The sequence below is a fragment of the Algoriphagus winogradskyi genome, assembly GCF_900182815.1.
GTDB lineage: Bacteria > Bacteroidota > Bacteroidia > Cytophagales > Cyclobacteriaceae > Algoriphagus > Algoriphagus winogradskyi.
Genome location: NZ_FXUA01000003.1, coordinates 662,873 through 679,561, shown reverse-complemented (window position 1 = coordinate 679,561; position 16,689 = coordinate 662,873). Strand labels below are relative to the sequence as shown.

The following is a 16,689-nucleotide window of genomic DNA, read 5'->3' as shown; positions in this document are numbered from 1 at the left end:
CACCAAAACCCACCAAAACAAAAAAGCTTTACCTAGTTAATAGGTAAAGCTTTTTTGTTGTTAAAATCTGAATTTAATCGTTCGGATAAGGTATGTACACAAAACTGGTAAATGCTCCATCCATCACAAACAAGCAGCAGAATTCGTCTGGATCTTTATAAGCTTTTTCGAAGTCTGGAAGAGATTCTTCAGCGATTAATTTGCGTTGAACAAATTCGTCCACATAGGTCATGAAGTAATTCCAATCCAAACCTTTTTCTTCTTTTCCCACAAAGATTTTACCGATAGGCTGCATCTCTTTTGATATTGGGAAAATTGGGTAATTAGAGAATTTTCTGTCTCTGATTTGATAGGAAGCTTCTTTCAAAGCGTCCGATATTTTTATGAAATCAGCGGTAATTGTTCCTAAATATTTGCCGCTAAGTTCTGGATCATTGAAATCTGAAATCATGATTTTAAAGTTAAGAGTACGACATTTTCTACGTGATAGGTTTGTGGAAACATATCCACTGGCTGGATTTTTTCCACCTTATATTTTTCTCCCAAAAGAGCCACATCCCTTGCCTGTGTGGCGGGGTTACAAGAAACATAAACAATCTTGGGAGCGTTCAGTCTCAAAAGCATCTGAAGTACCTTCTCATCCATTCCAGCACGAGGAGGATCGGTGATGATCAGATCCGGTGCGGCATGATTTGCGATGAATTCATCGTTTAGCATGTCTTTCATATCGCCGGCATAGAATAGGGTGTTGTCGATACCGTTGATCTGGGAATTGATTTTCGCGTCCTCGATCGCCGCAGGTACATATTCAATTCCGATCACTTGTTTCGCCTTTTTCGCCACGAAATTAGCGATAGTACCCGTTCCGGTATAAAGATCATAAACCACTTCATCTCCTTGCAAATCAGCAAAATCACGTGCGACCTTGTACAATTCGTAAGCTTGCTCAGAGTTGGTTTGGTAGAAAGACTTTGGTCCGATTCGAAATTTCAAGCCTTCCATTTCTTCTTCGATAAAGTCATTTCCTGCGAAAGTCACCAAATCCAAATCATGGAAAGTCTCATTTCCTTTGGTATTAATCACGTAAAGTAGTGACGTGATCTCAGGGAATTTCTGATTCAAAAACTCCATCACTTTTTGAATTCCTTCCGGATCATTTTCGCCAAACTGTACAATCACCATGGATTGATCTGTACTGGTTGTTCGGATGATGAGATTGCGAAGAAGTCCAACTTGATTTCTAATGTCGTAGAAACTTAGGTTGTTCGCTAGCGCAAATGTTCTCAGCTCATTCCTGACGTCATTCGAGATATTTCCCTGTAAGTAGCAGTGATCTACATCCACGATCTTATCAAACATCTTTGGGATATGAAAACCAAGTGCATTTCGGTCAAAATCTTCTCCCGACTGGATTTGCTCTATGGTCAGCCACTTCTTGTTTGAGAAGGTAAAGTCTAGCTTATTTCTGTAGTATTTGGTTTTTTCTGAACCTAGCGTTGGCCACACTTCAGGGATTTCCACTTTGGCTATACGCTGAAATTGATCCAAAACCTGCTGACGCTTGTAGGTTTTCTGCAAGTCATAATTAATGTGTTGCCACTTGCAGCCGCCGCAAGTCCCAAAGTGTGGGCAGAAAGGCTCAATTCTCTCGGTAGAATACTCGTGGAATTTCACAGGTTCTCCTTCCATAAAAGAGCTTTTTCCCTTGGTAATTCTCACATCTACCACATCTCCAGGTGCTACCCCAGTTACAAAAACCACTTTTTCCTCATGATGTCCCAAGCATTTTCCCTCCGAAGCAATACGCTCGATGAGTAGGTTGGTAATCACTTTATTTTTCATTTTTCGCGACATGGGCGCAAAATTAGGGAATTTTGGCTGCAATAAGGAATATCAGATCTAACTTGAATTTTATCTCGTACTTAAAATTTCTACTGCCCATTAAAAAACAATCCATTAGAAAACTTAAAAATGGAAATTTTGGTTAGAACTTGTTCGGTAGGAAAATCCCTAATTGATTGAGCTTTTGATAAAAGTCAATTTTCGAAGTTTTTTCGATACTCGGACTTGAAATTTAAAAAACACAAATTCTGTATCTTTGCACGATCAATGAAAGAAGATAGTCTTAAAGATAAAGTAGTCATAGTTACTGGTGCCACATCTGGAATAGGAGAGTCTTGTGCGAGAGTTTTTGGCGAAGCAGGAGCTAGGGTGGCCATAACAGGCAGAAATCAAGAAAAGTTGGATGCTACCAAAGAAAAGTTGGCTGCAGAAGGGCTAAATGTTTTGACCATTTTAGCTGATGCCAGCGTGATTGCGGATAACCAACGGATGGCAGAAACGGTACTTTCTGAATATGGAAAGATCGACATTTTGATAAACAATGCGGGCATTTCTATGCGTGCACTTTTCGAAAATCTTGATTTCGAAGTATTCCATAAAGTAATGGAAACTAATTTTTGGGGTACCGTATACGCAACCAAGTTTTGTTTGCCATCTATAATTGAGAATAAAGGGACCGTCATTGGCATTTCCTCGATCAACGGATTTCGTGGTACACCAGCTAGAACGGCATATACGGCAAGTAAATTTGCGATGAATGGTTTTTTTGAATCGCTTAGAACAGAAGTAATGAAAAAGGGAGTTCATGTCTTAGTGGCTTGTCCTGGATTTACTGCGTCCAATATTCGTAAAAATGCACTCACTGCTCATGGTTCTTTACAAGGAGAATCGCCTAGGGACGAATCCAAAATGATGAGTTCGGAAGAAGTAGCAGAAGAGATATTGAATGCTACACTGAAAAGAAAGCGTGATTTGACGCTTACTACCCAAGGAAAGCTGTTGAAATTCCTTAATAAGTGGATGCCGGGCAGGTTGGATCATATTGTGTATAATCAATTGAAAAAGGAAAAAGACTCACCTTTCCATTAAATGCCTGAGTCAATCTTTCAGACTTACCGAAACCGCCTCGTAGACCTGTCCTCCAAAAACAGGTCGCTTTATTTATCTAAGTCGGAAGGTTTTGGAGTTCTAGATCTGAAGGAATTTGATTTTTTAAATGGTGAAAATAGCTTTGAGATAATCAGGAAGTCTATTTCATCTAAGAAACCCCTCACATTAATCCCCGAATCTGATCCTCGTCTTGCGAATGTAAATACGCTTTCAAAGGCATTATCCAGACTTTCCTTTCGTGATCAATTGACCCAAGAAGAGACTGGTGAGCAATCACTTTTTCTTGGTTGGCCATTTGTTGAAGGGAAGCTTATTAATGGTCAGGTCTTGCGTGCGCCACTATTGCTTTTAGGTATAAAGTTGCAACTTGAACATGGGCAATGGATATTCTCAAAAACGGACGATTGGCAATGGAATCCGGCATTTCTTTTGGCTTATAGCCATGCATATGGAAAAGTAGTAGAGGCAGATTCGTTGAATCAAGAATTGCAGGAATTATCGACTGATGCAACTGGGTTTCGAACTGGGTTTTCAAAGATTCTTAATTATCACTTCTCGATTCAGCTGAGTTCATCGCTGTTTGAAGACCAGTTGGCTCCATTCCCAGTTTCCCAACTTAGTCTGGATTCTATTCAATTTCAGGATGGAAGGATTGCCTTGAAAAGCTATGCTTTGTTAGGGTTATTTGCTCAAAAAGGAAGTTTTCTTTTCACTGATTACGAAAAGTTGGAAAAGGAATTTGGCGAGTTAAGTCTGGAAGAGTTATTTACTCATTTTTTTGCAAACGATGAAAGTCAGCTCATTCCTAGAGAAGACCAGCTTTTTCCTGTATTTCCACTGGATGCTTCTCAGGAAAATGTTTTAGTGAAAGTTCGGCACGGCAAGAGTCTTGTTGTTGAAGGTCCGCCAGGTACGGGCAAGTCTCAATTAATTGCAAATCTGGTTTCAGACTATTGCTCTCGCGGCAAAAAAGTATTGGTGGTCTCACAAAAGAGAGCTGCGCTTGATGTGGTTTTTGAGCGATTGAGTAAAGCTGGTTTTGGTGATTTCTTGGGGTTGGTGCATGATTTCCGGACAGATCAGAAAGTCCTCTTTCAAAAGATAAAAGCTCAAATTGAATCTATAGAGGCTTATCAGGAGCAAAATCGAGGGATTGATTCTATACAACTTGAGCGTGAAATCTCTCAATACTCTAAAACAATTGCTAGGCTTTCGGATAAGTTTGAGAGGTTTAGATCTGCACTTTTTGATACCGATGCGGCTGGCATTCCAGTAAAGGCAATGTATTTGAAGGCTGACCTCCAAAAGCCATTCTTCGAGCATTCTGAATTAGTAAAGCTGGATTATCAGTCAGCTCTGGATTTTGAAAAGAATTATAAAATTCACCATTCTTATAAAGTCCAGTTTGCTGGCTCCTTTTGGGAAAACAGAGTTTCTTTTGCCCATTTTGAGCCCTCGGTTTTCCCTAGGATAAATCAGGTTCTGAAAGAGATTTCAGGATTTAGAGAAAAGACTTTTCACCTGAACAATGATTTTGACTTTGATAAGCTATCCGAGCTAATACTAACAGATGGTGATTTCTGCAAAAAGGTAGAACGAATAAGTTCTTTCCTTAAGCAATTGGAAAAGCCTGATTTAGGTATTTCAGCTGTTTTCGATCCTGCTATATTAAGGGGTCTGACCATCATTAAGGACTGGAATACTAAGGCTATCAATAAGTTGCAAAAGCTTTCATTTGGGATATCGGCAAGTAATGAGAGTATTTCTGCTTTGGAAGGTGAGTTGAATTCGCTACAACCTAAAGCAAATTCATGGCTTGGCAGAATTCAGGTGAACTTGAGTAAAAGTAAGTTCCCACTGACTTTTGATATTCTGAAGAAAGCCAATCTAAGCTTTAATGAAGCATCTGTATCTAATATTCAAGCTGAGTTAGACATACTCAAATCCTTGAAAATTGAGCTTTCAGAGCTTCCGATAATTGAAGGTTTGAATAGGAATGAGCTTTCAATTGAAGGGTTGAAGGATGAGGTTGAATTGATAAACCCGATTTTGGCTTGGGTGGAGTCATGGAAAAGTCAGCCAGAAGTTCATTCAGTGGCAAATTGGAATTCTGATGACTTTATGCAGCTGCTCAAAAAACTAGATGAATTCTCTAAATCGCTTGAGCTCAATTCTACCAATTGGAGGGCATATTTGAGGGATGAACAAATTTTGGAAATTCTTAAAAATGACTTTCCTACTGATAAGTTTGAAATCCAGATTAATCAGACATTTTCTGAGTTAGTTGCTTTTGATAGGTTTTTGGAAAGCTCTGACTCAGTTACTCTTACACTTGCAGAAAAGCTTGAAACTGATTTTGCCGACTTGAATTTAAGTGAGCAGGTTTTGGTGTTTTGGAATTCCTGGTATTTGGCTTGGATAGCTCAAATTGAAGTTAAGAATCCTGTTTTGGCAGATGCTGGAAGTCTCAAAATGGCTCATGAATTGGCTGAATTGAAAGATTCAATTCTTGAAAAAAGGAAGATCGCTAGGCACATTGCCTTACTAAGACTTCGAGAACAAGTTACTTCTGACTTGGAGTTTAACCGCTTAGGAAATCGACTGACTTATCGGGATTTGCTTCATCAGGTAAGTAAAAAGAGGCAGCGCTGGCCGATTCGCAAATTGGTGGAAGAAATGGGAAAGGAGGTTTTTCGTTTGTTGCCTTGTTGGTTTGCGAGCCCTGAGACTGTTTCAGCCTTGTTTCCTTTAAATCAGGAGTTTGATTTGGTGATTTTCGATGAGGCTTCTCAGTGTCAAGTTGAGCGCGGTTTGCCTGCTATGCTTCGTGGTAAGCAGGTGGTGATTGCCGGAGATTCCAAGCAGCTGAGGCCGTCAGATTTCTATCAGGTTAAATGGGAGTCTGACGAAGAAGGGTTGGAATACGAAGCAGAATCTTTACTAGAATTGGCTGGAAATTTCTTTGAAAAGCACCAACTCAAAGGGCATTACCGCTCTTCAGATCCTGCATTGATACATTTTTCCAATAGTCATTTCTACGAAAATCAACTGGAAACCTTGCCGGATTATGCAACTTCAATGGCTGGAAAACCTGCTTTCTCTTGGGAAAAAGTGGAGGGAATCTGGGTAAACCAGGTGAATAAGATGGAGGCCGATGCTGTGGTTTTGAAGGTGGAGTCAATTGGTGGTTCTTATCCTGAAGATACTATTGGTATTGTAACGGGAAATTATTTTCAAATGGAATTGATTCGGGAAAAGCTCTGGAAAGCTGGTTTTCAAAATAGTGGAATCAAGGTTCGAAACATTGAAAATGTACAGGGCGATGAGTTTGATCAGGTGATTTTATCCTTAGGCTATGCTCCAAATCCTGAAGGGAAGTTGGTGACAAACTTCGGGTTGCTTGGGAAATCTGGTGCTGAAAATAGATTGAATGTGGCTATCACCCGTGCTAGGAAAAAAATGCATATTATTTCGAGTATTGATTCAGCTGATTTTCGTCCTAGCCAACTTAAAAATCCAGGTTTAGTCTTACTGCGGGAGTTTTTGGCTTTTGTCCGTGCTCAGAGTGAAAATGCTTCGATTTCTATTCCTGAGCCCATTTCAAAGGGTTATGAAATTGATTGGAGCTTGAAAAATAGACTTCTGAAGAGCGGTAATTCTTATTCAGCTGATGTTCCATCAGTAGTGATGGATTTGATGTCAGAGGATTCAAATGGAGATAAGATAGCCATACTTACAGATGATCAACGGTTTTTTAATGCCTCCACAGCTAAAGCCGCTTTGGCTTACCACCCGATTCTTCTTGTGCAAAAAGGATGGAGTTATGATTGGAAATGGAGTAGAGATTCGTTTATTGATTGATAAATAAGAATATTGACTTATAAATCATTCACTAAGTTATTTTTATCTATTTAATGAATGATTAATCATTCGTTCCTAAATTTGTTTTTTTGTGTTATAAATCACTCATTAAGTCGTATATTTATGGATAATGAATGATATTTAAGTCATGGATTATAATCAAATAAGCGATTTAGCAATTTTGCAAAAGCTAGGAGATTTTGTCAAGCATCATCGTATAGAGCAAAACAAGTCTCAGGATCAGTTGGCGACCGAAGCTGGTGTGAGTAGATCCACACTGAGTCTGTTGGAGCGTGGTGAAAAGGTGAATTTGATCACTTTGATTCAGGTGCTCAGAGCCCTTAATCAATTACAATGGCTAGAGTCATTTGAAATAAAGCCTGTAATAAGTCCAATGACTTATATCAAGCTTCAAAAGAAGCATGAACGTCAACGCGTCAGGAATAGTGGTATGGCGGCAGAAGACCCACCTTTAGAGTGGTAGTAGCAGCCGAAATATGGATTTGGGATAAGCTTGCCGGTGCTATCCTATGGGATGATTCTGAGCAAATGGGAAGTTTTGAGTTTGACCAAAATTTCCTTTCCTCGGGTCTCGATATTTCTCCTATTAAAATGCCATTGAACCAAGGAAAAAGGATTTACCAATTCCCTGAAAACAGAAAATCCCGAGGCGATGTTTTTGACACATTTAAAGGGTTGCCAGGTTTGCTGGCAGATATGCTGCCTGACAAATACGGAAATCAACTCATCAACGCTTGGTTAATTCAAAACGGGCGAGCGATCGATAGCCTGAATCCTGTCGAACAACTATGTTTTATTGGAAAGCGAGGAGTGGGGGCATTGGAAATCAAGCCTTCTTTTCGGTCTGAGGCTATGAAAGCAAGCTCTTTGGAAATTGACAGCTTGGTTAATATTGCGGGAAAAATCCTTAACTCCAGAGCCGATTTCCAATCAAATTTGACAAGTGAGGAGCAATCTGCACTTTCTGATATTCTCAAAATTGGTACTTCAGCAGGTGGAGCGCGTGCTAAGGCCGTAATAGCATTCAATACAAAAACAGGCGAAGTAAAAAGTGGCCAAGTGAAAGCTCCACCTGGATTTTCTTACTGGATCATCAAATTTGATGGAGTGCATGATTCTCAATTTGGTGCTACTGTGGGTTTTGGGAGAGTAGAAATGGCTTATTATTTAATGGCTAAAGCAGCTGGGATTGATATGAGTGAATGCAGGTTGCTGGAGGAGAATGGCCGGGCACACTTTATGACGAAGCGATTCGACAGAATGGATAATGGTCAGAAAATCCATATGCAGAGTTTATGTGGCATCCGTCATTTTGATTTTAATCAGGTTGGTTTTTACAGTTATGAGCAGGTTTTTGAAACTATGCGAATGCTAAGGCTTTCTTACCCCGAGGCGGAGCAGATGTTTACTCGGATGGTGTTTAATGTCTTGGCGAGAAACTGCGACGATCATACCAAGAATTTTGCCTTCCTAATGGATCAAGGGGGAAAATGGTCACTGTCACCGGCCTATGATATTTGCTATGCATATCGCCCTGGAAGTCTCTGGGTAAGTTCACAGTCTTTGACTGTAAACGGTAAAAGGGAGGGGATTGATGAAGCTGATTTTCTGGAAGTAGCTAGAAAGATGAATATTAAAAAGCCTGAGGAAAAGATCGCTCAGGTAAAATCAGTTGTAAATAGATGGAATGAATTTGCCGATGAAGTCGGGGTTGATTCTGCACTAAGGGATGGGATAAAAAACACACTTTTGGTGTGATGTGAGCGGGGGGCAGTTATCGGTAGTAAAAAGGCTATAAACTCGCCATCCATCTCGCCAGCTGTACTTCGTGTACCAAGTAACTGTCTTCGTCTTTGATAACCAGTTCTAATTTTTCCAGAGCTTTCAAAGCCGTACTCACTGTGCTGGCTGCTCCCAGGTTATGCTTTTGGATAAAGTCCTTGCTAAGGGGATTTTGCAGTGGTTCTTCTTTAGCAATTGCCCGAAAGACATTCCACTGAGCTCGTGTAAGCATCTTTTGAAAATTGGCAAAAATCGCCTGCTGCTGCTTCAATATCTGGTCAAATACTACGTCCACATCTGGATTAGTTACTTTTTTGAAATTGGCAAAAAGATGGTTGCAGACCAGCTGCACTGTGTAAGTTTGCCCACGACTCCAGGTGTAAATTTTCGCAATTGAATCTGGCTCAATGGTTTTATTGACAGCTTGGAAATGCTTTAAAATAAATTCGGTATAGGCTTCCAATTTTATGGGTTGAAGCGATTCCAATTGTGAACTTTGATAAAAAGGACGGTTTTTCTCCGTAAACATAGATTCCATCAGTGTCCGGTGACTACCGCTGAAGATAAAACGAACTTCAGGGATTTGCTGAACCCAGGTTCGAAAAACAGCTTCCGCTTTTGCTCCTTCATAATCAGCGATTTGCTGAAACTCGTCGATAGCTATCACTATTCTCTTTTTACGGGAAATCAAAAAATCTCCCAAAGCCTTGAGTGATTGGCTTGGTTGCTCTGGTTTATTTATTCCAAGTGTAATTTCCGGTAAACCAGAAAGTGCGCTGAAATTAATTGTTGCGCCGATAGAAGCAAGTAGTTTTTGGATGCTTGCACTGATGCCTGAGGTAGTTTTACCGTATTTTTCATAAATACCTGAAGCAATTGCTTGTATTGCTTCCTCCATATTTTGGGTAGCAAGCAAGTCTATATAGAGCGTTTCAAACCCTTTGGAAGTTTCTAATTCTTCAAAAAGTCGATGGATTAGAGCTGATTTACCAAGTCTTCTCCATGCATAAAGCCCTACATTTCTATCATTTTCTATATGAGAAATGAGCATGTCTAGATCAATTTCTCTGTCACAGAAATAGTCTTTCCCTTGATAAGTATTGATTACGAATGGATTGAAGGGTTCTTTCATGATTACTTGGTGTTTTATTACGTGTTTAGCGTTACGTGAAACACGTTACGTAAAGTACGTAATAAAATCATGAAATTTCAATTCTCATTATTTTAAGAATGGGGTTAATCATGGGTGAATTAGACCAAATCCTTAAATGTACCCAACTACAGTGTAGACAACTATACCAATCCATTCCTTTACCAGTTTGTGCCAGATGAAGATGGAGTAGGGATCAGGGAAAAATAAAGTCGGGATATCGTATTTTGTATCGTTACTGTAATAGTCTGTTGGAAATGCTAATGTTTGCAGTCCGACCTTATCGAAGCAGGCTTTGGATCTTTTCATGTGAAAAGCTGAGGTGACAAGTATGAATTCCTGATTCGTATCTATTCCTTTTTGCTCTAAGAATGTCTTCGTGAAAAGTGCATTCTCATGCGTGTTTTTGGATTTATCCTCGATCATTACATCTTCTGCTGGAACCCCAGTCATAAGCAAGAACCGCTGCAAAAGCTCAGCTTCCGATTGAGGGTTGACTGGATTGAGTCCTTGGCCTCCAGTGATCAATATTTTTTTGATTTTTCCCTCACGATAAAGTTGCAAGGCATGAGTGATCCGATCTGCGCCTTTGTTGAAGAAAGTTCGATCGTATGCGGTTTTACTCAGGTTGGTCACGCCAGTTAGAACAATGCCAATTTCGTGGTTTTTAATCTCGTTAAAGTCTTTAAAATCCGGTTCCCAAGCTAGCATGGCTTGATTTGCGATAAATTGATTTGAGAAAAACCACAGCAAGAAGATCCCAGTCCAAAGGCTTCTTTTGCCCCATTTCTTTTTCACATATAGAGCCCCAACTACAATTAACAAACTGATAATGGTCAAGGGCATTGCCAAAAAGCTCAGGAATTGGGAGAGATAGAAAAACATGAATTGATTTAAGTGTTTGAGGCAAAGAAAGGAGGGAAAGATTCAATTATCAAATTCAATTTTCAATGATCACACTTTGTAGTATGAAGAAATAATTTGTTTAAGTAATTAGGTGTTTATTGCCTTTAACATTTTTTATTTAACTAAGTATTAAATATTCTGCGATCTGTTATTAAATTGATCAATATATAACTTGTTCATAATGAGTTGTTATTTTGATTTTTAGCTAAAAGAAAAAACATGAAAATTTTGTTTTTAATGATTTTATTAATTGATCCTAGTGCATTACTTGGAAAATGGACCTTGACGTTTGCTGAAGCAAATTTCAATTTGGTGAATTCTGCAGCATTTAAGGCTACGCCAAAAGCTCAACAAGATGAAATCCTTGAAGTGAATGAACTCTATTTGAATAATGCTTATTATGAATTCAAAAAGGATACAGTTTACTGGGCAGATGTTAATGCAAGGGAAAAAGAGGTCGTTTTTAAAAAAGGTAAATGGATGATTATTGGAGATACTCTTCGAATTTTTGATTATGATAAAATTTATACTTACAACTATTTAATTAAATTGAATGGAAGGGAAGATGAACTACAGACAAGAATGATTTTTCCAAACGGAGATGTAGCAAGGAGTAAAGAGACTTTTGAAAAGGATGATTGAATTTTTCATGTTAGCTACAAACATGGAGCAACAAGTTGTTTTGCTTTGAGAATTGAGCATTGCCCATTGAACATTGCACATTTCCAAATTCTTTTCCCCAACGTTTCCTTAAATCCATCTCATCGGGTTATTTTTGAGCATGAGTTCAAGCCTACCTAACCTATTGCCGTTGCTTCAAGATCTTTCTGCCCAGATGGAAGGTACATTGCAAGTTGATTCTTTAACGAAGACCCTTTATGCCACCGACGCTTCCGTTTATCGAGAGATGCCTTTGGCGGTAGCTTTTCCAAAATCCGAATCAGATATAAAAAAGCTGATACTTTTTGCCTCCAAAAATGGCACTTCTCTGATTCCAAGAACGGCTGGGACATCACTTTCTGGACAATGTGTTGGGAATGGAATAGTGGTGGATGTATCGAAGCATTTCACAAAAATTTTGGAATTGAATGTGGAAGAGAGATGGGTTCGAGTGCAGCCTGGAGTAGTAAGGGATGAACTGAATCGCTATCTGAAACCTCACGGATTATTCTTTAGTCCAATCACATCCACGGCCAGTCGAGCCATGATTGGTGGAATGGTGGGGAATAACTCTTCAGGTACAACCTCTATTGTATATGGAGTGACAAGAGATAAAGTCATTTCCTTAGATACGATTTTGAGTGATGGAAATCCGGTGAAGTTTGAGGCGCTTACAAAGGATGAGTTTGAAGAAAAAACTAAGTTGCCATCACTGGAAGGGGATATTTATAGAAAAGTATTTGAGGAATTAAGTGATGAAGAAGCTCGACAAGAGATTCATGCACAATTCCCTAAACAATCTATTCATCGTAGAAATACTGGCTATGCAGTAGATGAATTACTGAAAGCTGAGATTTTTGAAGGGGAGGAAAAGTTTAATTTCTGTAAACTTTTGAGTGGTTCTGAGGGGACTTTGGCTTTCACAACGGAGATTAAAATCAGCCTTGATCCACTTCCGGAACCGGTGGAAATCGTCGTAGCTGCGCATTTCGCGACTATCCACGAAAGTATGGTTTCAGCCCAAACTGCCATGAAGCATCCTGCTACTGCGGTTGAGTTGATGGATAAAATCATTTTGGACTGTACGAAAGAAAGTATAGAGTACAGCAAGAATCGGTATTTCGTTGAAGGAGATCCTGAGGCAATTTTGATGGTGGAGTTCCGCGGCCAAACGCTGGAGGAAGCTATGGCTAAAGGCAAAGCGCTGGTGGACGACCTGATAGCAACTGGACTTGGCTATGCTTATCCGATTATTGAGCCGGCGATGGTTTCTACCGCTTGGGCACTTCGCTCAGCAGGATTGGGGCTACTCGCAAATATTCCTGGCGATGCAAAGGCTGTAGCATGTATTGAAGATACTGCTGTGGATATCGAAGACCTAGCTAATTACATTGATGAGGTAGGAGCTATGATGGATGGGTTTAAGCAAAAGCCTGTTTATTATGCGCATGCAGGGGCTGGGGAGATACATTTGAGACCAATTTTGGATTTGAAAAAGTCCAAGGATGTGGAAGAGTTTTACCAGATTTCCAAAGCTTCTGCCGAGTTGGTAAAAAAGTATCAAGGTTCACTTTCCGGTGAGCACGGAGATGGTAGAGTACGAGCTGCTTTCATTCCGCTGATGGTGGGTGAAAAAAACTACCAACTTTTCCGTAGGATCAAATTCTCCTGGGATCCACAAAATATTTTCAATCCTGGGAAGATCGTGGATGCAGCTCCCATGAATAAATTTCTGCGTTATGAGCCGGATATGGAAACTCCTACTCATGATACCATCATGGATTTCTCCAATGTTGGAGGGATTCTCCGCTTGGCAGAAAAATGTAATGGGTCTGGAGACTGTCGCAAACTCCCTGGCTCAGGAGGTACCATGTGTCCAAGCTATATGGCTACCCGAAATGAAAAAGACACTACGCGTGGTCGGGCCAATACTTTGCGTGAGTTTCTCACGATGGACAAAAAGGAAAATGCCTTTAACCATCCTGAGATCAAAGAAGCGATGGATTTGTGTCTTTCCTGCAAAGGCTGTACGGCGGAATGTCCTTCGAATGTGGACATGTCTAGCATGAAAGCTGAATTCCTGTATCAATACCAAAAAGCTAATGGTATTCCGCTTCGGTCAAAAGCTTTTGCTTACATCAACGAGTTAAATGAGCTTGGCGCTAAAACTGGCGGTCTGGCAAATTTCATGTTGAGCAATAGTCTTACTGGAGGCATGATGAAGTCTGTTTTGGGCGTAGCCCCAAAAAGAAACCTGCCGGAGATCAGTAAGGTAAGCTTGCGAAAGTGGTATAAGAGGAACTATGACAATCTTCCAGCAGCTGCTAAGCAAATCAAATCCATATACTTCTTCGTGGATGAATTTACCAACCATAATGATACAGAAATAGGAATCAAAGCCATTTCTCTGCTGAAAAAGCTAGGCTATGAGGTAAAAGTTGTAGATCATGAGGAAAGCGGAAGATCTGCTCTTTCTAAAGGTTTGCTCCCAAAAGCTAAGAAGCATGCTGAAGCGAACGTGGCAATTTTTGATAAACTGATTGATGGGAATACGCCTCTGATTGGGTTGGAGCCATCAGCTATCTTAAGTTTCCGCGATGAATATCCTCGAATCGTTAAGAAAGAATTGGTGGAGGGAGCAAAGAAACTGAAGTTTCATGTGAAGCTGATCGATGAATTTTTGGCTCAAGAAATCGCTGCAGGAAACATTACATCAGATTTGTTTACAACTAAAACACAGAAAATAAAACTTCACGGACATTGTCACCAGAAAGCTCTTTCATCCATGACTTGGACGCAGAAGTTGCTGTCTTTGCCGGTAAATTACTCTGTGGAAACTATCCCAAGTGGATGCTGTGGAATGGCTGGAAGCTTTGGCTACGAAGCTGAGCATTATGAGGTTTCTCAGCAAGTGGGAGAGTTGGTGCTCTTTCCAGCGGTGAGAAAAGCAGAAGCAGAAACTATCATTGCAGCTCCTGGAACCTCCTGCCGTCATCAGATCGCTGATGGGACAGGCAGAAAAGCCAAACATCCTGTAGAGATTTTGTGGGAAGCGCTGAACAACTAAATGAGATGATATTTTTATCCAAAAAACAATGAAAGAAAAAACCCGATTAGTACAGCTAACCCACCCCGAAAAAGGAAGAAAAGTAGCTGTTGTTGCAGAACCTTTTCTGGTTTTGGTGGATGAAATTACTTCCATTTACCACTTAGCACTAAAAGCAATGGATTCTGAGGTTTCGATTCATCTCCTTTTGGATCAACAACTTTCTAATGAAAAGCTGGATTACGATAAAGTTTATTTTGGAACAAGCGATTGGAGGTTATTGCCGTCATTTGACAATCCAGATGTAGTTTCAAATTGTATGGTTTCTGGCACAGGGTTGACACACTACAGTAGCGCGATGAACCGAAATGTCATGCATCAGAGCGAAGCAGGAAATGCATTGACAGACAGCATGAAGGTTTATCAGTGGGGAGTGGATGGGGGGAAGCCTGTCGAAGGAGAAATTGGTATTCAGCCAGAATGGTTTTATAAAGGGACTGGGTCTATTCTAAAAGGACATGGTGAGGCATTGCATGTTCCTGCTTTTGGAAACGATGGTGGTGAAGAACCGGAAATAGCTGGTGTTTATATTATAAATAGGAAAGGTCAACCAATACGAATTGGGTTTACCACAGGTAATGAATTCTCAGATCATGTAATGGAAAAGAAGAATTACCTCTACCTGGCACCTTCTAAATTGCGTAATTGCTCTATCGGTCCAGAACTTGTTCTTTCTGATGATTTTTCCGATCTAAATGGAAATGTTAGCGTGTCGCGCGGAGAAGAAGTGCTATGGTCAGCCGACATAAAAACCGGTGAAAACAACATGGCGCACAGCTTAGCTAACCTGGAATACCATCATTTTAAATATCCTGATCATCGACAGCCGCTACAAGGACACGTACATTTCTTCGGTACTGGAGCATTCAGTTTCGGGGCTGGAATAAGTTTAGAAAGTGGCGATCAGATGAAAGTGCAATGGGATGGAATGGGCCGCAGTCTTGTGAATTCGCTTAAAATCGCTGAAAATAAAGAATCATTGGTTTCCGTAAATTCTATTCTCTGAGCAAGTCTAGCGTTTTTGTCTCCTGATGTGAATAAGGATTTGCCATCGCTTATTTCACTTGATACTTGATAAGTATAGGGTCCTCAAAATCCTTTAGATCATTAATGATTTTCTCAAGCTTTTCTCCATATTTCCCAAGCATTCCACTCTCCAAGGCATGTATCCAATCATCAGCTCGAAGTATGTCATAGAAATAGCCATCTTTTGCATCTCCTTTTCCATTTGACCAGCCTGCTAAAGATTGGAAAGCGGTTACCTGATTAGTTCTGTGATTGAGAAAAACCTCATGAATCGGGAAGGTTCTCATGTTGCCTAAATCCATATTCGGATTTTTTGCAAGCGCAAAGGTTTTAATTCTAGAAATGGAATCCGTTTGCCATATTTTACCCATGTTGATTGCAAAAGGTTGATTAGCGACAGTAGCCTCTAGCTGAGCCCCGTCCATTTTCAAATCCTCTTCAGTGGGTTTTCTGTCCCCGAAATCCAAGCTGGCAAATGGAGTCACTTGCTCATTTTTATACTGATAAAGTGTGTCTGAGAAAGCAAAGTTGAGCAGAAATAAATTGCCAATTTTTTCGAATTCTCCCTCTCCGATTTCAAATGTTATAGGAGTTGCTTTAATTGGGATGTCTGAAGTTTGGCCAGTGGAGCCATCCATGATTTTATAGATGTTGAACTCTCCATTTTCATCTACATTTCCATTATACAACGGGGACGTTAGCCATTTGTCCTGAGAGATTTTGGTGAAATTAGGAATGAATAAAGCTTCTTTATCAAGTGAAATTGTTCTGATGTAATCAAAATCAGGAAAATGGTATTGCTTGATTTTTCCTGATCCAACTGTAATACTGAGCGTATCTTGGCTCAGGTCAACTCCTTGGATTACTTGATACTCCTCAGGGCCATTGCCATTTTTAGCCAGGGATTTTATGTAATTCCCTTTTAAGTCAAAGAGATGGACTTTAGCTTCTGGATTGCAAATGGTCGAATACACAAAATAGTTTTCGGTGACAATCAAATTCCAAACACTACAATTGAGGTTGACAGGTGATTCATTGTTGTTTCTCAAAGGAATGAACTCAATCGAAGAAATTACCTCATCAATTTTTGAAATGTTTTGCTCAGTAATGCTAAAATTGGTGAATCCAGATTCTTCTTCTGCAGGCTTACAGTTGAAAAATGAAATGGAAAAAGTCAGAAGTATTAAAAAGCTGGTTCTTGATATTTTCATTGTTGTGTTATAGG

General features: G+C 39.9%; 12 protein-coding genes. 7 read left to right on the top strand and 5 right to left on the bottom strand.

Features of this window, described 5'->3' with window-relative positions; translation table 11 throughout:
- Positions 1-73: 73 nt before the first annotated feature.
- Together QOL76_RS11270 and rlmD are read right to left on the bottom strand one after the other, a co-directional pair.
- On the bottom strand, positions 74-451 hold the full coding sequence (locus QOL76_RS11270) for a hypothetical protein (RefSeq protein ID WP_283413063.1): 378 nt from the start codon (positions 449-451) through the stop codon (positions 74-76).
- Positions 448-1,854, bottom strand: coding sequence for a 23S rRNA (uracil(1939)-C(5))-methyltransferase RlmD (gene rlmD, locus QOL76_RS11265; RefSeq protein ID WP_283413062.1), 1,407 nt, complete (start codon positions 1,852-1,854; stop codon positions 448-450). Before rlmD ends, QOL76_RS11270 begins: the two co-directional genes overlap by 4 nt.
- Before the next feature lie 255 nt (positions 1,855-2,109).
- On the opposite strand from rlmD, the gene QOL76_RS11260 reads away from it, so the two are divergent.
- From QOL76_RS11260 to QOL76_RS11245, 4 genes are all read left to right on the top strand, one after another.
- Entirely contained in the window at positions 2,110-2,931 is an 822-nt protein-coding gene (locus tag QOL76_RS11260; protein ID WP_283413061.1) for an SDR family oxidoreductase, read from the top strand.
- Positions 2,932-6,813: an AAA domain-containing protein gene (locus QOL76_RS11255; protein WP_283413060.1), complete on the top strand. Its 3,882-nt coding sequence runs from the start codon at positions 2,932-2,934 to the stop codon at positions 6,811-6,813.
- 148 nt (positions 6,814-6,961) lie between these two features.
- A complete protein-coding gene (locus QOL76_RS11250) occupies positions 6,962-7,297 on the top strand; it encodes a helix-turn-helix domain-containing protein (protein ID WP_283413059.1) in 336 nt (111 codons plus the stop codon).
- Positions 7,291-8,592 carry a type II toxin-antitoxin system HipA family toxin gene (locus QOL76_RS11245; protein ID WP_283413058.1) on the top strand — a complete coding sequence of 434 codons (1,302 nt, stop codon included), beginning with the start codon at positions 7,291-7,293 and terminating at the stop codon, positions 8,590-8,592. The genes QOL76_RS11250 and QOL76_RS11245 overlap by 7 nt, the downstream gene beginning before the upstream one ends.
- A gap of 34 nt (positions 8,593-8,626) precedes the next feature.
- On the opposite strand, the gene QOL76_RS11240 is transcribed toward QOL76_RS11245, so the two are convergent.
- Both QOL76_RS11240 and QOL76_RS11235 read right to left on the bottom strand, forming a co-directional pair.
- Positions 8,627-9,748, bottom strand: coding sequence for an AAA family ATPase (locus QOL76_RS11240; RefSeq protein ID WP_283413057.1), 1,122 nt, complete (start codon positions 9,746-9,748; stop codon positions 8,627-8,629).
- Positions 9,749-9,880: 132 nt separating this feature from the next.
- Positions 9,881-10,651 (bottom strand): YdcF family protein, encoded by a 771-nt coding sequence (locus tag QOL76_RS11235; protein WP_283413056.1) that lies wholly within the window; start codon positions 10,649-10,651, stop codon positions 9,881-9,883.
- 258 nt (positions 10,652-10,909) lie between these two features.
- On the opposite strand from QOL76_RS11235, the gene QOL76_RS11230 reads away from it, so the two are divergent.
- From QOL76_RS11230 to araD1, 3 genes are all read left to right on the top strand, one after another.
- A complete protein-coding gene (locus QOL76_RS11230) occupies positions 10,910-11,314 on the top strand; it encodes a hypothetical protein (protein ID WP_283413055.1) in 405 nt (134 codons plus the stop codon).
- Between the two features lie 139 nt (positions 11,315-11,453).
- Positions 11,454-14,399: an FAD-binding and (Fe-S)-binding domain-containing protein gene (locus QOL76_RS11225; RefSeq protein ID WP_283413054.1), complete on the top strand. Its 2,946-nt coding sequence runs from the start codon at positions 11,454-11,456 to the stop codon at positions 14,397-14,399.
- Positions 14,400-14,427: 28 nt separating this feature from the next.
- A complete protein-coding gene (araD1, locus tag QOL76_RS11220) occupies positions 14,428-15,444 on the top strand; it encodes an AraD1 family protein (protein ID WP_283413053.1) in 1,017 nt (338 codons plus the stop codon).
- 49 nt (positions 15,445-15,493) lie between these two features.
- On the opposite strand, the gene QOL76_RS11215 is transcribed toward araD1, so the two are convergent.
- Positions 15,494-16,675, bottom strand: a complete 1,182-nt coding sequence (locus QOL76_RS11215) for a DUF4934 domain-containing protein (protein ID WP_283413052.1) — start codon at positions 16,673-16,675, stop codon at positions 15,494-15,496.
- Between the last annotated feature and the right edge of the window lie 14 nt (positions 16,676-16,689).

Bases quoted from the DNA above. Each gene is read 5' to 3' on its own strand.
- QOL76_RS11225 (WP_283413054.1), top strand. From the start codon at position 11,454: ATGAGTTCAAGCCTACCTAACCTATTGCCGTTGCTTCAAGATCTTTCT.
- QOL76_RS11230 (WP_283413055.1), top strand. From the start codon at position 10,910: ATGATTTTATTAATTGATCCTAGTGCATTACTTGGAAAATGGACCTTG.
- QOL76_RS11260 (WP_283413061.1), top strand. From the start codon at position 2,110: ATGAAAGAAGATAGTCTTAAAGATAAAGTAGTCATAGTTACTGGTGCC.
- QOL76_RS11250 (WP_283413059.1), top strand. From the start codon at position 6,962: ATGGATTATAATCAAATAAGCGATTTAGCAATTTTGCAAAAGCTAGGA.
- rlmD (WP_283413062.1), bottom strand. From the start codon at position 1,854: ATGTCGCGAAAAATGAAAAATAAAGTGATTACCAACCTACTCATCGAG.
- QOL76_RS11215 (WP_283413052.1), bottom strand. From the start codon at position 16,675: ATGAAAATATCAAGAACCAGCTTTTTAATACTTCTGACTTTTTCCATT.
- araD1 (WP_283413053.1), top strand. From the start codon at position 14,428: ATGAAAGAAAAAACCCGATTAGTACAGCTAACCCACCCCGAAAAAGGA.
- QOL76_RS11270 (WP_283413063.1), bottom strand. From the start codon at position 451: ATGATTTCAGATTTCAATGATCCAGAACTTAGCGGCAAATATTTAGGA.
- QOL76_RS11255 (WP_283413060.1), top strand. From the start codon at position 2,932: ATGCCTGAGTCAATCTTTCAGACTTACCGAAACCGCCTCGTAGACCTG.
- QOL76_RS11235 (WP_283413056.1), bottom strand. From the start codon at position 10,651: ATGTTTTTCTATCTCTCCCAATTCCTGAGCTTTTTGGCAATGCCCTTG.
- QOL76_RS11240 (WP_283413057.1), bottom strand. From the start codon at position 9,748: ATGAAAGAACCCTTCAATCCATTCGTAATCAATACTTATCAAGGGAAA.